Origin of the sequence: Shuttleworthella sp. MSX8B (genome assembly GCF_000524295.1) — a bacterium.
In the GTDB taxonomy this organism is placed as follows: Bacteria; Bacillota; Clostridia; order Lachnospirales; family Lachnospiraceae; genus Shuttleworthia; species Shuttleworthia satelles.
Genome location: NZ_JAQT01000016.1, coordinates 1 through 18,867, shown reverse-complemented (window position 1 = coordinate 18,867; position 18,867 = coordinate 1). Strand labels below are relative to the sequence as shown.

At 55.1% G+C, this 18,867-nt stretch carries 16 protein-coding genes and 1 tRNA gene; all 17 read left to right on the top strand.

Annotated elements, in window-relative coordinates; translation table 11 throughout:
* Positions 1-18: 18 nt before the first annotated feature.
* The 17 genes from HMPREF1508_RS04320 to mgtE all read left to right on the top strand — a co-directional run bounded on the left by HMPREF1508_RS04320 (position 19) and on the right by mgtE (position 18,639).
* The gene (locus tag HMPREF1508_RS04320; protein WP_044959750.1) at positions 19-1,488 is read left to right on the top strand and encodes a polysaccharide deacetylase family protein; all 1,470 of its coding nucleotides are present in this window, start codon (positions 19-21) and stop codon (positions 1,486-1,488) included.
* Between the two features lie 196 nt (positions 1,489-1,684).
* Positions 1,685-2,620: a 3-hydroxyacyl-CoA dehydrogenase gene (locus tag HMPREF1508_RS04315; protein WP_044959748.1), complete on the top strand. Its 936-nt coding sequence runs from the start codon at positions 1,685-1,687 to the stop codon at positions 2,618-2,620.
* A gap of 107 nt (positions 2,621-2,727) precedes the next feature.
* Positions 2,728-3,144 (top strand): hypothetical protein, encoded by a 417-nt coding sequence (locus HMPREF1508_RS04310; protein WP_044959744.1) that lies wholly within the window; start codon positions 2,728-2,730, stop codon positions 3,142-3,144.
* A complete protein-coding gene (locus HMPREF1508_RS04305; RefSeq protein WP_049906886.1) occupies positions 3,144-4,070 on the top strand; it encodes a class I SAM-dependent methyltransferase in 927 nt (308 codons plus the stop codon). Before HMPREF1508_RS04310 ends, HMPREF1508_RS04305 begins: the two co-directional genes overlap by 1 nt.
* 48 nt (positions 4,071-4,118) lie before the next feature.
* On the top strand, positions 4,119-5,696 hold the full coding sequence (locus HMPREF1508_RS04300) for a glucose-6-phosphate isomerase (protein WP_084640240.1): 1,578 nt from the start codon (positions 4,119-4,121) through the stop codon (positions 5,694-5,696).
* Between the two features lie 142 nt (positions 5,697-5,838).
* Complete coding sequence (locus HMPREF1508_RS04295; protein ID WP_006907168.1) at positions 5,839-6,597, top strand: adenylyl-sulfate kinase; 759 nt, start codon at positions 5,839-5,841, stop codon at positions 6,595-6,597.
* A gap of 62 nt (positions 6,598-6,659) precedes the next feature.
* Positions 6,660-8,147 (top strand): alpha-amylase family glycosyl hydrolase, encoded by a 1,488-nt coding sequence (locus HMPREF1508_RS04290; RefSeq protein WP_044959743.1) that lies wholly within the window; start codon positions 6,660-6,662, stop codon positions 8,145-8,147.
* A 150-nt stretch (positions 8,148-8,297) separates the two neighbouring features.
* Positions 8,298-8,386 (top strand) — tRNA-Ser (locus HMPREF1508_RS04285).
* A gap of 143 nt (positions 8,387-8,529) precedes the next feature.
* Complete coding sequence (locus tag HMPREF1508_RS04280; protein ID WP_006907170.1) at positions 8,530-8,901, top strand: RidA family protein; 372 nt, start codon at positions 8,530-8,532, stop codon at positions 8,899-8,901.
* A 92-nt stretch (positions 8,902-8,993) separates the two neighbouring features.
* Positions 8,994-9,542: an ECF transporter S component gene (locus HMPREF1508_RS04275; RefSeq protein ID WP_044959742.1), complete on the top strand. Its 549-nt coding sequence runs from the start codon at positions 8,994-8,996 to the stop codon at positions 9,540-9,542.
* Positions 9,539-10,144, top strand: coding sequence for a uridine kinase family protein (locus tag HMPREF1508_RS04270; protein WP_006907172.1), 606 nt, complete (start codon positions 9,539-9,541; stop codon positions 10,142-10,144). Before HMPREF1508_RS04275 ends, HMPREF1508_RS04270 begins: the two co-directional genes overlap by 4 nt.
* Positions 10,145-10,510: 366 nt before the next feature.
* On the top strand, positions 10,511-11,311 hold the full coding sequence (gene hypB / locus HMPREF1508_RS04260) for a hydrogenase nickel incorporation protein HypB (protein ID WP_044959739.1): 801 nt from the start codon (positions 10,511-10,513) through the stop codon (positions 11,309-11,311).
* On the top strand, positions 11,298-11,987 hold the full coding sequence (gene hypB, locus HMPREF1508_RS04255; RefSeq protein ID WP_044959737.1) for a hydrogenase nickel incorporation protein HypB: 690 nt from the start codon (positions 11,298-11,300) through the stop codon (positions 11,985-11,987). Before hypB (HMPREF1508_RS04260) ends, hypB (HMPREF1508_RS04255) begins: the two co-directional genes overlap by 14 nt.
* Positions 11,988-12,105: 118 nt before the next feature.
* Complete coding sequence (locus HMPREF1508_RS04250; RefSeq protein WP_044959736.1) at positions 12,106-13,929, top strand: phospho-sugar mutase; 1,824 nt, start codon at positions 12,106-12,108, stop codon at positions 13,927-13,929.
* Positions 13,930-14,102: 173 nt separating this feature from the next.
* On the top strand, positions 14,103-16,070 hold the full coding sequence (locus HMPREF1508_RS04245) for a BMP family ABC transporter substrate-binding protein (RefSeq protein ID WP_044959734.1): 1,968 nt from the start codon (positions 14,103-14,105) through the stop codon (positions 16,068-16,070).
* Positions 16,067-16,738 carry a metallophosphoesterase family protein gene (locus tag HMPREF1508_RS04240; protein ID WP_006907179.1) on the top strand — a complete coding sequence of 224 codons (672 nt, stop codon included), beginning with the start codon at positions 16,067-16,069 and terminating at the stop codon, positions 16,736-16,738. The genes HMPREF1508_RS04245 and HMPREF1508_RS04240 overlap by 4 nt, the downstream gene beginning before the upstream one ends.
* A gap of 365 nt (positions 16,739-17,103) precedes the next feature.
* Positions 17,104-18,639 (top strand): magnesium transporter, encoded by a 1,536-nt coding sequence (mgtE, locus tag HMPREF1508_RS04235; RefSeq protein ID WP_242834494.1) that lies wholly within the window; start codon positions 17,104-17,106, stop codon positions 18,637-18,639.
* Positions 18,640-18,867: the final 228 nt, after the last annotated feature.

The following is an 18,867-nucleotide window of genomic DNA, read 5'->3' as shown; positions in this document are numbered from 1 at the left end:
TATTGAGGAGATAAATTGATGTTGCAGCAGATTCGCAGGCGCTGGAGACATACCCCGTTGATCTGGAAGCTGGCGGGAATATTGCTTCTTGTGCTTATTTTTTTGTTTGGAATCAATCGCTGGAAGATTGAGGCGAAAAACCCGCAGGACGGGGCCAGTGCGGTTGACTATCAGTCCGCATGGGACGCAAAAGACGCCCGGGCCTATTTGACCGGGAGTATTCTGAGATTTGTAAAAATACCGGCGAAGCTTGAGGTGACCGGGACCGTTGATACCGGAAAGCTTGGGGATTATACCGTTCACTATACGGCGCACCGCTTCCTCTGGCACATGAACGAGGACAGGGTTATTTCTGTCAAAGACCTGTCCGCCCCGGAGATCACCCTGGTAACCAAGCCGGATTCTTATACCCTTCCGGGCAAGGCCTATGAGGAAGAGGGATACTCTGCTGTGGATGCTGTCGACGGGGATGTCACCGATAAGGTGCAGAGGAAGGAAGAGGCCGGAGTGGTTACCTATACGGTGACGGATAATGCCGGGAATACGGCGACCAAGACCAGACAGATCAACTATGACGATAAGGTGCCCCCGGTCATTACCCTGGTTGGCGGAGATAAGATAAGTGTTGTCTTAAAGAGCAAGTACGAAGATAAGTATTCCGCCGTGGATAATGTCGACGGGGATATTACGGACAAGGTTCAAGTCGAGGGGACGGTCGATACGGACAAGGAGGGCAGCTACACACTGACCTATTCGGTGACAGACGCCCACAACAATACGACGACTTGTACGAGACAGGTGACCGTCAGCAAGGACGCCCCGAGCGATGTCGCCAGCGAGGGGACGGACACGCCGACCGAGGGCAAGATTATCTATCTGACCTTCGATGACGGCCCGGGCAAGTATACGGGCCAGCTCTTGGATATCCTGAAGAAGTATAATGTCAAGGTGACTTTCTTTACAACCAATCAGTTTCCCCACTATCAGGATATGCTTACCAGGGAGGCGAACGAAGGGCATACCGTTGCGATCCACTCCTATACGCATATCTACAGCCAGGTCTACGCCAGCACCGATAACTACTGGACGGACTATGATCAGATGAAGAAGCTGATTGAAGAGAAGACGGGCAAGTCGGTGAATCTCTTCCGTTTCCCCGGCGGTTCTTCTAATGCCATCTCCAAGAAGTACACAGCGGGGATTATGACCCAGCTGGTGGAGCAGGCGAAGGAGAAGGGCTACACCTATGCCGATTGGAATGTCAGTTCCGGTGACGGAGGAGAGGTCCGGACCTCACAGGCGGTCTATGACAACTGCGTCAGAGGTGCATCGAACAACCGCGTATCCGTCATCCTCTGCCACGATATTAAGGATTTTACGGTTAATTCCATGGACGGCTTTATTTCCTGGGCCCTGCAGAACGGTTACACCTTCCTGCCCATGACAGAGCACAGTTTTCCTGCCCACCACGGACACATTAACAATTAAAGCGGCTGCAATTCAAGAGTTTGTTGGAAATACCACCTGAGAGTCTGGCTCCCGGGTGGTATTCTTTGTTATACTTCTTGTGAGGGAAGATCCATGACGGGGGAAATTCGCGGAATGTGTGTCCAAGCTTCGTGGAGTGGATCGAATTGATTCATTAGGGATCGGATTGAATATTTTTATTTAAGGAGGAAAATCTATGAGCTTTCATAACATTACTGTTGCGGGCGGCGGCGTCCTGGGGAGCCAGATCGCCTTTCAGGCGGCCTACACCGGCTTTCATGTGAAGATCTGGCTGCGCAGCCAGGCCTCCATCGGCCGCTGTCAGCCCAAGCTAGACCGCCTGTACAAGATCTATTTGGGAATTCTCGAGGAGATGAAGCACAATCCCGCGGCCTATGCCCGCGGTTTGTCCAAGAAGCAGAATCTGTCCGAGGCGGAGATTGAGGAGCTGAAGGAACGGGTTGAGAAGGCTTACAGGAGCATCGAGCTGACAACCTCTTACGAGGAGGCGGCTAAGGACGCAGATTTGGTGATTGAGGCGATTGCCGAGAATATTGAGGAGAAGGAAGCCTTCTACACAGAGCTGGCCAAGTATCTGCCGGAGAGAACGGTGATTGCGACCAATTCCTCCACCCTTCTGCCCAGCTCCTTCGCACAATTTACCGGCCGCCCGGACAAGTTTTTAGCCCTGCATTTCGCCAATAATATCTACAGGAGCAATACGGCAGAGGTGATGGGGCACGCCGGCACCAAGCAGGTCTACTATGATCAGGTGGTAGAATTCGCCGAACAGATCAACATGATCCCCCTCAAGGTTCTAAAGGAGCAGCCCGGATACATCCTGAATTCCATGCTGGTTCCCTTTTTGACCGCGGCGGAAGGTCTGCTGGCCAACGGGGTCGGGGATTTCGAGACCATCGACAAGACCTGGAAGCTGGGGACAGGAGCCCCCTATGGCCCCTTCCAGATCCTCGATATCGTGGGCCTGACGACGGCCTATAATATTGTAATCATGCATCCCGCCGCCAAGGATCCGACCAGTACCCAGGGCAAAATCGCAGCCATCCTCAAGGAGAAGATCGACGCCGGAAAGACCGGGGTCAATGCCGGAGAGGGTTTCTATCAGTACTAAGCTCAGTGATAAGCTGCCGATTTTGATGCATGGCAATCAAATGCCCGCAAAGAGACCTCGTACAAGAGGGATATTTCGTCATTGACTGTGGACAGAGAGGAAGGGAAATGGCCTACGACAGACAGAGAGAAATCCAGGAGGCGATCGAGGCGGGCCAGAGGGCCAAATACAAGCTGGAGCTGGCGAGAGACCAGCTGAGAAGCGCTGGAAACTGGGGCCTTGTCGACCTGTTCGGAGGCGGCTTCTTCACGACGATGATCAAGCACGGCAAGATGGGCGATGCCCAGCGCCTGATTGAGGACGCGAAGGCGGAGCTGCGCAGCTTCAGCCGGGAACTGGCCGATGTGGATGAGTTTCAGGAGATCGGGATCAACATGGGTGATTTTCTGAGCTTTGCCGACTATTTCTTTGACGGTTTCATTGCCGACTGGATGGTACAGAGCAAGATCAGCCGGGCGAGAGAGCAGGTGGAGGAGGCCATCCTCCGGGTGGATCAGATCCTGTCCAGACTGAGGACCATGTGATGTCCGGCTTGTATGGACACAAGAAGTTGACGGTTGCCGTCCGCCGGGATTTTCTTTGCGGCAGGAGGGCAGAGGAAGAGGACAGCCGGGAGAAAGAGGAAGCATATTTCGCCGCGCGAAAGCGGGCCGAATTCTATGCCGGGATCTGGGGCGCTCCCCTGGTGACATTGACAGCTCAGCGCCCTGCCCGTCCCGATGAGTTGATTGTGGAATTCTCAGAAGAGGGAGTCGCTCTGCTGGCGGATGGGATGCGCAACCAGGGGGATTTCGAGCGCTTTTTGGGCCGCCTTCGTCCGGGCTGCTGGGAGCGTGAAATGCTGATCAAGGCGGCGCGTTTCCGAAAGAAAGAGCAGACCGCGGAGCCTCTTTCGGAGAGTCCGGGAAAAGACAAAGAAAGGCCGCGGCCCAACGGTCTGCGCGCCTTAGACGCCACAGCCGGAATGGGGGAGGATGCCCTGATTCTCGCCGCGGCCGGCTTTACAGTCGAACTTGCCGAGCAAGATCCCATCATTCATCTGCTCCTGGAGGACAGCATCACAAGAGCCAGGGAGGGAGAGGAAATCTATCTGCGTCAGCTGGTGTCGGGCATGCGTCTGCTCGAGGGAAACTCGATTCCATGGATGCGCGCAGCTCAGCCGGGCTATTGGGATCTGATCTATCTGGATCCCATGTTCCCGGAGCGGAAGAAGTCTGCTCTGGTCAAGAAGAAGTTTCAGCTTCTCCACTATCTGGAGCGCCCGGCTGCCGACGAGCAGGAGCTGCTGCAGGCGGCTCTTTCAGCCAGACCGAAAAAGATTGTGATCAAACGGCCCTTAAAGGGGCCGGACCTGGGAGGACAAAGGCCCTCTTACCGGATCCGGGGAAAGGCGATTCGCTACGATGTCATCGTCCCGAGTCATTGTTCCGGCCCGGGAGAAGGTGTATGATCGGAATCGGAAGAGTTAGCCGCCATAGATGCGTCAGGAGGAGAATTCATGGAGTGGAAGAATTTTGATCAGTTAGAGAGCCTGCGGCTCTTCGCGGAGACGAAGCCGATAGATTTAAAGGAGACCCTGGGCTCTGCCGCGGGAGCAACGAGGGTGGAGACCTGTCATGTACCGATGGCAGCGGGGCTTGACTATAACTACGCGGCAAAGGCAGTGGATCAGAAGATCCTCCTCGCTTTGGTCAAGCTGGCTGAGGAGGCTCAGCTGGCCGACAAGTATCGGGCCCTCTACAATGGAGCCATGATGAATACGGGGGAGCAGCGTCTGGTTCTGCATCAGCTGACCCGCGGGCAGCTGGGCGATGACGTAGTCGTCGACGGAGTCAATAAGAGAGACTTCTACCGCAGGGAGCAGGAGAGGATCGCGGACTTCGCCAACCAGGTGCACCGGGGTCAGATCAGCAATGAGAAGGGGGAGAAGTTCACCAGCGTCGTGCAGATCGGGATCGGGGGCTCTGACCTGGGACCCCGCGCCATGTACCTGGCCCTGGAGGGCTGGGCTAAGACGAATCAGAGCTTTCAGATGGACGCCCACTTTATCTCCAATGTGGACCCGGACGACGCGACGGCGGTTCTCTCCGGGATCGATGTGGCTCACGCGATCTTTATCCTGGTGTCCAAGTCCGGGACAACCTTAGAGACTTTGACCAACCAGGCATTTGTCATGGACGCGCTCAGGAAGGAGGGCCTGGAGCCTGCCAGACACATGATCGCGGTCACCTCAGAGACCAGCCCTCTGGCGCACAGCGATGATTTTTTGACGGCCTTTTATATGGATGACTTCATCGGAGGCCGCTACTCTTCCACTTCCGGTGTCGGCGGAGCGGTTCTTTCTCTGGCCTTCGGACCGGAGATCTTCGATCGCTTCCTTCAGGGGGCGCACGCGGAGGATCTTCTGGCCAAAGAGACGGATCCCATGAAGAATCCGGATATGCTGGACGCTTTGATCGGTGTCTATGAGCGCAATATCCTCGGCTATCCGAGCACGGCGGTTCTCCCCTATTCACAGGCCTTGTCCCGGTTCCCGGCCCATTTGCAGCAGCTGGACATGGAGTCCAATGGCAAATCGGTCAACCGCGATGGCCAGCCGGTGGATTATCCGACCGGCCCCGTGATCTTCGGAGAGCCAGGCACCAACGGCCAGCATTCCTTCTATCAGCTTCTGCACCAGGGAACCGATATTATCCCCCTGCAGTTCGTCGGCTTTAAGAGGAGTCAGAGGGCCAATGACGTCACGATTGAGGGCTCCAGCAGCCAGCAGAAGCTGGACGCCAATGTGGCAGCCCAGATTGTGGCCTTTGCCTGCGGCAAGGAAGATGATAATCGAAATAAGAACTTCAAGGGAGGACGTCCCTCTTCCATCATTGTGGGTGAGGAGCTGACCCCCGAGGCTCTGGGTGCTCTTCTGGCTCATTTCGAGAATAAGATCATGTTCCAGGGCTTTGTCTGGAACTTAAACTCCTTCGACCAGGAGGGGGTACAGCTGGGTAAGACCCTGGCCAGGAAGGTTTTATCAGGCCAGACCCAGGGGGTTCTTACGGCCTATTCCAGGCTCCTTGGCCTCTGAGAGGAGCAGCGGGGAGGGATGTTTTATCGGCACATCTTTTAAAACGACATTGCATGTACCTTTTGAGAAAAGTGCAGCGAGCGGCAAAAGAGAGGCTGCATCCCTGCCTGTGAGGAAGTTTTTCTAAGAGAGGAAGGCGGCGATGGATTACCAGAAGATACGGGGCGGGGATTTGCCGGGAGAGAAGATCTCTGTGACAGAGGGCATTATCCCCATTGCCGACAGGATCTATACTGTGGTCAAAGACTATATTGCCGGCCGAAGAGAGGTCGGACAGGCGAAGACGGTGATTGCCTTCTGCGGGGGCTCCGGTGTGGGCAAGTCCACAGTTGCGGCCATTGTCAGAGCCCGTCTGAACGAGGACGGAATCGGGGCTTATACCATGTCCGGGGATAATTATCCCCACCGGATTCCCGCTTTCAATGACGCCAAGAGAGAGCGGGTCTATGCCGAGGGCGGCAAAGAGGCCTTAGACCGTTATCTGGGCAGTGATGATGAGCAGGATTTTGACACGGTCAACGTGATTCTGAAGGCCTTCCACAGGGGAGACAGGCTGATTCCCATGAAGCGGATGGGGCGAAAGCCGGGAGAAGTCTCTTACGAAAAGGTGGATTTCTCTGACATTGATGTCCTGATTTTGGAGTGGACTCATGCCAACTCGGATGATATCCGGGGCGTTGATTTCCCGGTTCTGCTCAACAGCACGCCCCAGGAGACGCTGGAATTTCGCAGAGCCAGGGCAAGAGACGGCCATGTGGACTCCCCCTTTGTCTCCATGGTGCTGGGGCTGGAGCAGAAGAAGCTGGCGGCCCAGGCCCATAGGGCCAAGCTGATCGTATCGAGGCAGGGAGAGTTTTTGACCCATGAGGAATTTCAGAGCCTGATGAGGGACTTGCTGTAAGAGTTGCTGAGTTCGCGTTCGACTGCGGACGCGGGAGGCGCAGGCGGAAGGAGAGAGATTGCATGAATCAGAACGGTCCTATGCTCAACGCTTATCCTGACAGTATCGGCTCCTGTCTGGAAGAGACGGTAAGTCTTTTGGAAGAGGAGTGGAAGGGGGCCTTTAAGTCCTTTTACCTGCTTCCAAGCCTCTATCACTCGGACCTGGACCGGGGCTTTTGTGTTGTGGACTACGACATCAACGAGGATCTGGCCAGCCGGTCGGACCTTCGCAGAATGCGGGATATGGGCCTGGATCTCAAGCTGGATTTCATCTTAAATCACGCCTCTGCCATGTCTCCCCAATTCCAGGATCTTCTGGCCAGGGGGAAGGAGTCCGAGTACAGGGATTTCTTCATCGACTGGAACGAGTTCTGGAAGGGCTGCGGTTCTATGACAAAGGAGGGCTATATCCAGCCCGAGGACAAGTACATCAGGGATATGTTCTTCCGCAAGCCCGGCCTGCCCATTCTCATGGTTCAGTTCCCCGACCAGAGCATGCACCCCTACTGGAACACCTTCTATCAGAAGGTCTGGGAGGAGAATGGCAAGAAACGCTATCAGGGACAGATGGATCTGAACATCCGCTCGCCCAAGGTCTGGGACTTCTATGAGGAGGTCCTGGATAAGATCGCCTCCTATGGAGCGTCGATTCTCCGCCTGGACGCCTTCGCCTACGCCCCAAAGGCTGTGGGCAAGAAGAACTTCTTAAATGAGCCGGAAACCTGGGACCTGCTCGAGCGGGTTCATGGCCTGGCTAAGAGGAGGGGCCTCAGGCTTCTGCCGGAGATCCACGCCTCCTATGAGGAGGGGATCTACCGAAAGATCGGTGAGCGGGGCTACATGGTCTATGATTTCTTCCTACCCGGCCTGGTCATCGACGCGATCGAGTCCGGCGACGGAGGCCGCCTGGCTGCCTGGGCCGAAGAAGTCACAGAGAGGGGAATTTCCCTGGTCAATATGCTGGGCTGCCACGATGGGATTCCCATGCTGGACTTAAAGGGACTCCTCCCGGAGAGGCGCATACAGGATCTGATCGACCTCATGGTAAAGAGGGGAGGCTATGTCAAGAACCTGCACGGGGCTAGGAACATCTATTATCAGGTCAATACAAGCTATTATTCCGCCCTGGGCGAGGATGACAGAAAAATGCTCATGGCGCGCGCACTTCAGATCTTTATGCCGGGCAAGCCCCAGGTCTGGTACTTGGACCTTCTGGGCGGAGCCAACGACTATGAGGCCATGAAGCGGGCCGGAGAGGGAGGACACAAGGAGATTAACCGCAGCAACCTGACAGCCCGGGAAGCCAGACGTCGCATGGAGCTTCCCCTGGTCAAAGAGCAGCTGCGTCTGCTGAGGCTGCGAAATGAGCATCCCGCCTTTGAAGAGGGAAATCATTTTAAAGTGCGCTCTGAAGGCCATATCCTGACCCTCAGTCATGAGAGGGATGGGGCCAAGATCTGTCTGAGAGCGGATCTGGCTCAAATGGATTACCGGATCACAGAGGCCTGACCGGGGCCTGTGGGACTTTTGTGACAGGTGGAAGGGGAATTGACCGGAGGCCTCAGGGACTGGTATGATCTATGGGTGTGAGATCATCCGGGGGAAGCCGGATGGCAGCGCCAGCATCGGGCTCCTCGGAAGGCCGATGCTATATGATATGGAGATGTACCCAAGTGGCTGAAGGGTCCGGATTCGAAATCCGGTAGGTCGGTTCTGCCGGCGCGGGGGTTCAAATCCCTCCATCTCCGTTGGGAAAATGATGCGCGGCGCCAGCCGGTATCCTGTTGTTTATCACAGTGGAATGCTTAAACGGCGTGCGTCTTACTGCTGAGAAATTGTGCTAAAATAAACATTGGTTTCAAATGAACAAAATCACGAGGGAGGTAGCAGAATGAAACTTGTAGCGACAGACAAGGCACCCGCGGCAGTCGGCCCCTATTCACAGGCCTACGTATCCAATGGATTTGTCTTTGCTTCCGGACAGATCCCCATTGTTCCCGAGCAGGGAAAGGTGATCGAGGGAGGAATCAGCGAGCAGGCCGAGCAGGTGTGCAGGAATGTGGGACAGGTGCTCGCGGCGGCCGGCAGCAGCTACGATAAGGTGATTAAGACCACCTGTTTTCTGGCTGATATTGCCGATTTCGCCGCTTTTAATGAGGTTTACAGCCGCTATTTTACCTCTAAACCCGCCAGAAGCTGCGTCGCGGTCAAGGATCTGCCCTTGGGCGTGCTCTGTGAGATTGAGGTCATTGCAGAGGCATAATTGGAGGCATTTTGACGTCTACCGACAGAATCGGAAGCATGGAGGGACTGTGAGAGGGTTCACAGCCCCTTTTCGAATGAAGGAGTCTATCGATGAACAAGTCTTTGTTGTCTACAAGAAATCTGGTCATGACGGCAGTCAGCATTGCATTCTGTCTGATTCTGCCCATGCTGGTGCGAATCATTCCAAACGGTGGCGTCATGTTCAGTCCCATGCACATTCCGGTTCTGATTGCGGGTCTGACCTTTGGCTGGCCGGCGGGTCTCATCACCGGGATCATCGGCCCCCTGCTCTCGTCCGTCGTCACCAGTATGCCGCCGACTCCGGTTCTGCCCGGCATGATGGTAGAATTGGCGGTTTATGGCTTTGTGACCGGCCGTATGATCAATGGCCCCTTCAGAAATAAGCGCAGCTACCGGAATCTCTACATCAGCCTGGTTGTGGCGATGCTGGTCGGACGCGTCGTTGCGGGACTGGTGCACGGCCTCCTCTTTTCCGCGGGCCAGGGATACAGTCTGAAGATGTGGGTGACCTCTTATTTCATCAGCAGCTTTCCGGCAATTGTCCTCCAATTGCTGATTATTCCAAGCATTGTCATCGCGCTGACCAGGGCCGGTCTGGCCGTGGGGAATGAGGGGTGATAAGAGATCTGGCGCAGTTGACTGCGCTGATTCAAGAAGAGGCGAGAAAAAAGGCGGACAAAAGCTATATTGTCGCGATCGATGGGAGGTCCGCGGCCGGCAAATCAACGCTTGCAGCCGCTCTGGGAGCGGAGATGGGGCTTGACCCTGTCCATATGGACGATTTCTTTCTGCCCCAGGAGCTTCGAACAAAAGAGCGTCTGGGTGCGCCCGGAGGAAATGTTCACTTTGAGCGTTTCGCCGCCGAAGTTCTTCCCAGGCTGTCGGAGGAGGACGCTTTCTCTTATACCCGCTTCGATTGTAAGATCATGGACTACGGGCCCGCGGTTTCTGTCAGGGCCGGGAGGATCCGACTGGTGGAGGGAGCCTACAGCTTTCACCCTTACTACGGGGACTACGCGGATCTGAAGATCTTCTACGATATTGATCCCCTCCTGCAGCTTGCGAGGATTGAGAAGAGAAATGGGCCGGAGGGTCTGCGCAATTTTCAGAGCCGATGGATCCCTATGGAAGAGAGCTATCACATGAACTGTCATACACTGGACCAGGCGGAGCTTGTGATCAGGGCCGGAGATTTTTTCCTGTCGGCCAGAGAAGAATAGTCGGTCAAAGAAAAATCATAGAAAATATGGCAGCCGTCCCGAGTGGGCGGTTTTTTGACGATTCTGGCGCTTGCTGTGGACGCCTTGATTTCCTCTCGCAAGAAGGCTTCTGTGAGAGTGGGTCGCGGCTCCGGATCCCGCCGTGGACGCCTTGATTTCCTCCAGGGAGGAGCTTTCCGGGAGAGGGAAATGCGGCTCCGGATCCCGCCATGGATGTCTTGGTTTCCCCCCGCAGGAAGTTTTCTGTGAGAGGGACTTAGGGTAGAATAAGGGACAACAGCTGGGAAAACAGGGGAAATAGTTGAAGGCCGGGAAAGTGATAGAGGAAATGGCCAACGGCCGGGGCGGTGAAAGAGGAAACAGCGAATGGAAATGATCAGTCGGGCATTTGAAATTCTGGAGACCAAAGAGGGGGTGATCGCTGATAATAACGCTGTCGCGGCTCGGGTGAGAGAAGAACTGAAACAGAGAGGGGTCTTTCTGGTAAATCTGATGGCCTCTCCGGGGGCCGGCAAGACCAGCCTCTTGGTGAAGACAATAGAGGCTCTGAAGAATGACTATCGGATCGGCGTCATGGAAGCGGATGTGGACTCGGATGTCGACGCGAGAACCGTGTCAGAGGCCGGGGCCAGGGTTATCCAGCTTCACACCGGGGGCTCCTGTCACATGGACGCGGATATGACCAGGCGGGGACTGGGTGGGCTTGGCATCGAAGATCTGGATCTGATCTTCCTGGAGAATGTCGGCAACCTGGTCTGCCCGGCGGAATTTGACGTCGGAGCCGGGGCCAGGGTCATGATTCTGTCGGTGCCGGAGGGGGACGACAAGCCTCTGAAGTATCCTCTCATGTTCTCGGTCAGCGATTGTCTGTTGATCAACAAGGCAGATGTCAGTCCGGTCTTTGACTTTGACTTCGCGCGCTGCCGCAAGCGGGTTCTTGATCTGAATCCGCAGATCGCCGTCTATCCTCTCTCCGCGAAGACGGGGGAGGGAATGGAGGCCTGGCTTGACTGGCTGATTGGGCAGGTAGAAGCCTTCCGCGGCCGAAGCAGAGGGAATGCCGGTTCTGCCCGGGCCGGGGAGGACAATACGTTTGCCAAAGTTGCCTCTTTTGGGGAGGAGACAGAACAAAAGCCGATCAGGGAGGACGCAGATGAGAACCATTGAATTGCACAAGTCAGTGACCGCGTCCAACGACCGGGATGCCGATCTTCTGCGCGGGCAGATGCGGACGACCGGTCAGCTTTTGATCAATCTCATGTCATCTCCGGGATCCGGCAAGACCTCTCTTTTGTCCCGGACCATTCAGGATATGACAGATGTCAGCATCGCCGTCCTGGAGGCGGATATCGCCTCGGACGTGGACGCCCTGCGCATAGAGGCTCTGGGAGCAAGGAGCATTCAGGCGCACACGGACGGCATGTGTCATATGGACGCGGGCATGACAAGAAGAAGCCTGGAGGCTCTGGCCGCGGAGCACGGAGGAAATTCACAGGAAAGCGCTGGAAGGGAGGACCTGATTTTTCTGGAAAATGTCGGGAACCTGATTTGCCCGGCGGAATTTGACACGGGGGCAGGCCTGGATGTCATGATTCTCTCGGTGCCGGAGGGAGACGACAAGCCCCTGAAGTATCCGCTCATGTTCTCCAGGGCCCATGCCCTTGTGATTACCAAGACGGATACCCTGTCCTATTTCGACTTTGACCTCAAGGCCTGCATGGACCGGGTCAGGAAGCTGAACCCGAAGATCCGCGCCTTTCCTGTCTCGGCAAAGACCGGGGAGGGCATGGAGGCCTGGGAGAACTGGCTGAGAGATCAGCTGCGGACCTGGCGCAGTCATTAGGGCTGACCGAAATGTCCATTTGCGAAGACCGCTTTTGAACATGCGGATCGCCTTCGCTTGAGCGGCTGGGAGCGGGGGAGCAAGCGGCGGAAAATTTGTCAGTTTGGGGAGGGAATCAATGAACGCACGTGAAGAATATGAGCGCTGGCTGAATCAGCTGCCGGCCAAAGACCCGCTCTGTCGGGAGCTGGAGCAGATCCGGGGGAAAGAGGATCAGATCAGGGACCGCTTCTATCAGACGATCAGCTTCGGGACAGCGGGACTTCGGGGGATCTGCGGAGCAGGAACGAATCGCATGAATGTCCTCACGGTGGGGAGGGCGACCCGGGGAATCGCGGATTATATTCTGTCCTATGGCAGAGAGCATCCCGAAGATGAGGTCTGCGATCGGGGCGTTGCCATCGCCTATGACTGCCGCTATCACTCAAAGGAATTTGCCAATCTGGCTGCGGAGATCTTTGCCGCCAACGGAATCCGGGCCTACAATTTCCCCTCTCTTCGTCCAACGCCGGAGCTGTCCTTCGCCATTCGCAGGCTGGGCTGTGTGGCAGGGATCAACCTGACCGCCAGCCATAATCCCAGGGAATATAATGGCTATAAGGCCTACTGGCTGGACGGGACGCAGATCTCGGGACAGGTCTCCGAGGGTATGCAGGCGTCCATTGAAAGGCATGACTTCTTTGAGAACTTTACCAGGCCGGATGATCCGGCGGTCAAGAGAAAAGAAATTGTCATGCTGGGAGAGGAGATGGATCGGGATTACCTCTCCTATGTAACCTCGCTCTATTGCCATGGGAAGGAGGAACTGAAGCTGGATCTGCCCATGGTCTATACCCCGCTCAACGGGGCCGGCCGAATTCCCGTGGAGACCCTGGCAAAAGAGCGTGGTTTTACCGGATTTTATACGGTAAAAGAGCAGGCGGATCCGGATCCGGAGTTCACTACTGTAGTCTATCCCAATCCGGAGGACCCAAAGGCTTTTTCCTACGCGGAGGAACTGGGGAAGAGAAAAGGGGCGGCTGTTCTCATTGCCACGGATCCGGATGCGGACCGAATGGCAATTGAAATTCAGGACGGACAGGGAGGTTATCGCTTCTTAAACGGCAATCAGACCGGAGCCCTTCTGATCCATTATCTGGCCCAAGGCCTGCGGCCTGAGGAGGACCGCTGCCCCAAGGCGCAGGAAGGCTCAGGAGAGATCTCATCAGATACGAGAGCCAGTGGCAGGGACATAGACGAGATGCTTGCAGGGCGGGAGAATCCGTCAGATGCGGGAACCGGGTCAAGAGGCTCTTATGCCATGATCAAGTCCATTGTTACCTCTGACTTCGGGGCGGCCATCTGCCGGGCGCATGGGATTGAAGTCTACGAGGCACTGACCGGCTTTAAGAATATCTGCGGCCGCATTCCTGAGCTTGAGAAGAGGGGGATCTCCTATTTCTTTGGCTATGAGGAGAGCATCGGCTGCGCGCCCGGCTCCTTTGTCCGGGACAAGGACGGGGTGGCGGCAGCCATGCTGGTCGCTGAGATGGCGGCTTATTATGCCGGATGCGGCAAGAGCCTGGGACAGGTTTTAGAGGAGCTCTATCAGACCTATGGCTATTTCGCGGACCACCCCGTCTCCCTGGTCTTAAAGGGAGAGGAGGGATCGGCCAGAATTGCCCGGATCATGGCGTATTTTCGGACAAATGCCTTCGAGAGCTTCGGGGGCCTGCCCCTGGCGCAGACGATCGACTACCGGGATGGATATGAGGATATTCCGCCCGCGAATGTGCTCAAGTACGTCATGGAGGACGGGTCCTGGTTTGCCATGCGGCCCTCCGGTACAGAGCCCAAGCTCAAGTTCTATTTCTACACGAGAAAGAGAGAAGAGGCGGCTGCCAAAAGCAGGGTCGAGGAACTGGCAAAGGCGGTTCTCAAGTTGACAGAGTCGATTCTATAGGAGTAAATTCGAGCAAAAGGCAGAGCCGGTCTGTCAGAAATCAGGAGTGACCGGGGCTGAAGCAGCTACCACTCCGCACAGCAGATATCAGTTGATTTTGCGTCGTGTCTGTGGGGAGGATCAGGAAGTCCATACCAGGGACAAGCCGCAGGAGGAGATGAGGAGGTATGCGTATGCTTGATGATTATGATAATGCCAGACAGGCGGGGAAACGCCGTGTCAGAGAGGCTATGGCTTCCGGCCAGTATCCTTATCTGACGTCTCTGGAGGATCTTGTGCCGGGAGCTCTGCAGGGAGGGGTTCGCAATCTGGGACTGGTTGAAATCCCCATTAAGAAGATTGTCGGTACAATGACCAAGGGAAGGCAGAATTCCTTTGCCTCTAACTTCATGCCCCTTCTGGGCGCGTCGACGGAGTTCGCGGAGAAATGGTCCACCCTCTATGACTCCCAGATGGAAGAGGGGATCCGCGAGCCGATCCTGGCCTATGAGTATATGTGGCGTTTCTATGTGCAGGAGGGCAATAAGAGAGTTTCTGTCAGCGCCTATGCCGGTGTGAAGGATATTCTGGCCAATGTGATCCGCATCATGCCCTTCGGACGGCCCAGAGATGAAGAAGAAGCTGCAGAGTTACGCCGTTATCAGGAGTTTGTGGACTTCTATGAGGTGTGTCCGCTCTATTCCATTGAGTTCTCGCACGAGGGGGACTATGCTAAGCTGGCAGAGGCATGCGGACAGGATTTGGAGCATGGCTGGTCAGAAGAGGCCATTAAGGACTTAAAGAGCGCCTACGGCATGTTTGAGCGCATTTTCACGGAACACGGCGGCGACCAGTTGGATATGACGGCGGCGGACGCCATGCTGATCTATCTGGCGATCTATCCGATAGAGACCCTGGCGAACGAGAGCAAGGCATATTTGGATAGCCAGGTGGATCGGATCTGGAGTGAGATTACTCTGGCCGGCGGGCAGGGAGATGTCGCTTTGGTTGAGACTGCGGACGCAGAAGAGACGGAGCGGGGAAGCAGAAAAATTTTTTCCTTCCTGCAGAGGGGGGATGCCTATACGCAAAAACGCCCCTTATCTGTGGCCTTCCTCTACGAGAAGAGCAAGGAAGAGTCCTCCTGGTCTTACGCGCACGAGCTGGGAAGACTCGCCTTAGAGTCTGAATTCGAAGGAGCGGTGAAGACCATGGCCTTTGACGACTGCGGAGATGAGCAGAAGATCTCGGATGCCATTGACCAGGCGATGGAGGCGGGCTGCCAGATGGTCTTTACGACTTCTTTAGCCATGATGCCGATCACCCAGCGGGCAGCGATCTTTTATCCGGAGGTTCGCTTCTTAAATTGTTCTGTCAATCTGGTTTCCAGTGAGGTAATGACTTATTACACCCGGTCTTATGATGCCAAATTTATCATGGGGGCGCTGGCGGCAATGACCAGCGATAATCACAAGATCGGCTATCGGGCCAACTTCCCCATCTTCGGCGCGGTGGCGGACATCAATGCCTTCGCGATCGGGGCGGCTATGGTCGACCCCAGGGTAAAGATATACCTGGACTGGTCCGGATCCAGGAATTCCAGCTGGGAAGAGCTGCTTGAGAGAGAGGATATCCGGGTGATTTCCGGTCTGGAAATGATCCGCCCCAGGCAGGCTTCCCGCGAATATGGTCTCTATTGCAGGGATGAGAACGGAATGGTGCATAATCTCTGCGCCCCGCTCAATAACTGGGGTAAATTCTATGAGCGTCTGCTTCGTCCGATTGTCAGGGGGACGGCATCCCTGAAGGATCGGCAGGAGAATCGCTCGCTCAACTTCTACTGGGGGATGGCGACGGGAGCGGTGGAGTTGATTCTCTCCAAGCACATTCCCTTCTACTCCCGTAAGACAGCGGAACGTCTGGTCGATGCCATTATGTCGGGTTATATCAATCCCTTTGACGGGGAGATTCACTCTCAGGAGGGGATGATCAAGGGACCCAAGGCGCCTCGCTTCTCCAGCCGGGAGATCATCAGTATGGACTGGCTCAATGACAATGTCATAGGCTCCATTCCCAGTCTGGAGGAGTTGACGGATGAGGCCAGAGAACTGGTGGCCGTCAGCGGCATTGATACCGTGACGGAGAAAGAGGACGCGCGATGAAGATTATGGCCATTGCCGATGAGGAGAAGAGAGCCTTCTGGGATTACTTCGACAAGAGCCGATTTGCCGATGTAGATCTGATTATCTCCTGCGGAGATTTAAAGGCCTCCTATCTGGATTTTCTGGTGAGCATGACCAACAAGCCCCTGCTCTATGTACACGGCAACCACGATCAGGATTACAGGAGAAAATCGCCCCAGGGCTGTACCTGCATTGAAGACAGGGTCTATGATTTTCACGGCCTGCGGATTCTGGGACTGGGCGGCTCGGTCCGCTATAACCAGGGCATTTTCCAGTACACAGAAGAGGAGATGAGCAGGAGAATCCGTCGGGTCAACAACGCAATCGCCCTGCGGGGGGGGATTGACATGTTGGTGACCCATGCCCCGGCCAAGGGCTATGGAGACATGGAAGACCTGCCTCACTGGGGCTTTGCGTGCTTCAATGATCTGATCCGCAGGTGGAAGCCCAAGTATATGCTCCACGGCCATGTCCATCTGAGCTATGGGGGAGACCGCTTTCACGTGCACGAGGTCGGGACCAGAATCATTAACGCCTATGAGTGTTATGAGCTGGAAGTGGGGGATGAGGATCACCCGCCGGAGGGCAAGACGGGGTCCGCCCTCTACGATCTCTATGTCTCTATGAGCCGGAAGAGAAACAAGTGATGCTTGCAGTTCCCATACCGGAGAAATTCGAATAAATTGTCGGATAGACGATGTTCTTTGGGACTGACAGTGTTATACTCGGTTAGACGTATAGATTGGATTTTCATGATGGTGCAATGCCTGGGAAGCGGTCATAGGATGATCAATGAGGATGCATATTCCAGGAAGCAGCATTTTGTCGTATGGAAAGGAGAGTGAGCTCATGAGCGATGACGGTTATGTCCGAAGTTGCAATGCAGACATAGCAGCGGGCAGCATACGAGACTGGCGCCGAATGCGAAAGCAGACACACTCTCCTCTGGAGCATTGAAGGGAGTTTTCTTCTCGCGTATTCCGGCCGCTCTTGCCCGAGAAAGGAGCCTGGAATGGAGAAGAAGCAGTTGGATTCCACACAGGAGGAGCTGATTCAAACGCAGCCGGCGGAAGAGGCTTCTGCCGGAGAAGAGAAGGTCTTTCCGGAGGATATGGAGCCTCAGAACCGCATGGAGAACGGGGCTGAGTCCAATGAGGATGAGGATATCGAGAAGCCCAATTACGAAGAAGAAATCGCCTCCATCATTCGAGGAAATATTTCTCCCAAGGTGATGGAAGAGCGGATCATGGACTACCACAGCTCGGATATCGCGGATTCCCTCGATGTGATGAATGAGACCGAGCGTAAGCGTCTCTACCGGATCCTGGATATTGAGGATCTGTCGGATATCTTCGAGTATGTGGATGAGGACCGGGCCGCCAAATATCTGATGGAGATGGATATCCGCAAGCAGATATCCATGATCTCCAATATGGATACCGACAAGGCGGTAGACCTCTTGCGCCTACTCTCTCAGGAGAGGCGGGAGATTCTGGTCGGCCTTATGGATAAGGATCTGCGCCGGGAAATGGCCATGGTCGCGTCCTTCAGCGAGGAGCAGATCGGAAGCCGCATGACCACCAATTTCATCGAGATCAAGCGGAATCTGGATGTGCGCGGGGCCATGAAGAGCCTGATCGAGCAGGCGGCGGAAAATGACAATATTTCAACCATTTATGTCGTGGATGAGAACGAGGTCTTCTATGGGGCGATCAACCTGAAGGATCTGATTATCGCCCGGCAGACAGACCGCCTGGAAGATCTGATCATTACCTCTTACCCCTATGTCTACGCCAAGGAGTCCATTGACAACTGTATTGAGTGGATTAAGGACTACTCCGAGGACTCCATTCCGGCCCTGGATGAAGAGAATCGCGTCCTTGGGGTCATCACCTCGCAGGATCTGGTCAAGGTGATCGATGAGGAGTTAGGAGAGGACTACGCCAAGCTGGCTGGTCTGACAGCGGAGGAGGATCTGTCAGAGACAGTGCCAACCTCTATTAAGAAGCGCATGCCCTGGCTGATTATCCTGCTCTTCCTGGGACTGTTTGTATCTACAGTTGTAGGCATGTTTGAGAAGGTTGTGGCGGAAGTCACTGTGGCCATGCTCTTTCAGTCGCTGATTCTGGACATGGCCGGCAATGTCGGGACCCAGTCTCTGGCGGTGACCATCCGTGTGCTTATGGACGAGAATCTGACCCTGGGTCAGAAGATGCGCCTGATCTGGAAGGAGTTCCGCGTCGGCTCGGGCAATGGAATTCTTCTGGCCTCCTTCTCGATCCCGGCAATCGGTCTCTATCTGCACTTTGCCAAGGCAGAGCCCTGGCTCTATGCCTTCGCCATCTCCGGCTGCGTCGGTGCGGCTCTCTTGATCGCGATGGCCATTTCCAGCTTGGTGGGGACCATCATCCCCATCGTCTTCAAGAAGGCTCATATTGATCCGGCGGCCGCATCCGGCCCCCTGATCACCACAGTTAACGATCTGGTTGCTGTGGTAACCTACTATAGTCTGGCCTGGATTTTCCTGATCCAGATGCTGCACTACTAGGGATATAGAGATATAGGACAAAAAGTATTGGTGAAAATCCCCGCGGCCCTTTTGAATGAAAGGCTGCGGGGATTCATCTTCTTTCGGGAGTTATAGGACAAAATGTGTTGATAGAAACCCCCTTAATCCCTTTAGAGTTATAGGACAAAATGTGTTGATGAAAACCCCTACAAGCCCTTGTAAATGATATGCTCCCCATATGGTAGACATTGGAAATATCCAAAATCC

Excerpts from the sequence above, each read along its gene's own strand:
- HMPREF1508_RS04280 (WP_006907170.1), top strand. The coding sequence starts at position 8,530 with ATGAAACTTGTAGCGACAGACAAGGCACCCGCGGCAGTCGGCCCCTAT.
- HMPREF1508_RS04275 (WP_044959742.1), top strand. The coding sequence starts at position 8,994 with ATGAACAAGTCTTTGTTGTCTACAAGAAATCTGGTCATGACGGCAGTC.
- mgtE (WP_242834494.1), top strand. The coding sequence starts at position 17,104 with ATGGAGAAGAAGCAGTTGGATTCCACACAGGAGGAGCTGATTCAAACG.
- HMPREF1508_RS04240 (WP_006907179.1), top strand. The coding sequence starts at position 16,067 with ATGAAGATTATGGCCATTGCCGATGAGGAGAAGAGAGCCTTCTGGGAT.
- hypB (WP_044959739.1), top strand. The coding sequence starts at position 10,511 with ATGGAAATGATCAGTCGGGCATTTGAAATTCTGGAGACCAAAGAGGGG.
- HMPREF1508_RS04300 (WP_084640240.1), top strand. The coding sequence starts at position 4,119 with ATGGAGTGGAAGAATTTTGATCAGTTAGAGAGCCTGCGGCTCTTCGCG.
- HMPREF1508_RS04290 (WP_044959743.1), top strand. The coding sequence starts at position 6,660 with ATGAATCAGAACGGTCCTATGCTCAACGCTTATCCTGACAGTATCGGC.
- HMPREF1508_RS04315 (WP_044959748.1), top strand. The coding sequence starts at position 1,685 with ATGAGCTTTCATAACATTACTGTTGCGGGCGGCGGCGTCCTGGGGAGC.
- HMPREF1508_RS04295 (WP_006907168.1), top strand. The coding sequence starts at position 5,839 with ATGGATTACCAGAAGATACGGGGCGGGGATTTGCCGGGAGAGAAGATC.
- HMPREF1508_RS04320 (WP_044959750.1), top strand. The coding sequence starts at position 19 with ATGTTGCAGCAGATTCGCAGGCGCTGGAGACATACCCCGTTGATCTGG.
- hypB (WP_044959737.1), top strand. The coding sequence starts at position 11,298 with ATGAGAACCATTGAATTGCACAAGTCAGTGACCGCGTCCAACGACCGG.
- HMPREF1508_RS04305 (WP_049906886.1), top strand. The coding sequence starts at position 3,144 with ATGTCCGGCTTGTATGGACACAAGAAGTTGACGGTTGCCGTCCGCCGG.
- HMPREF1508_RS04245 (WP_044959734.1), top strand. The coding sequence starts at position 14,103 with ATGCTTGATGATTATGATAATGCCAGACAGGCGGGGAAACGCCGTGTC.
- HMPREF1508_RS04310 (WP_044959744.1), top strand. The coding sequence starts at position 2,728 with ATGGCCTACGACAGACAGAGAGAAATCCAGGAGGCGATCGAGGCGGGC.
- HMPREF1508_RS04250 (WP_044959736.1), top strand. The coding sequence starts at position 12,106 with ATGAACGCACGTGAAGAATATGAGCGCTGGCTGAATCAGCTGCCGGCC.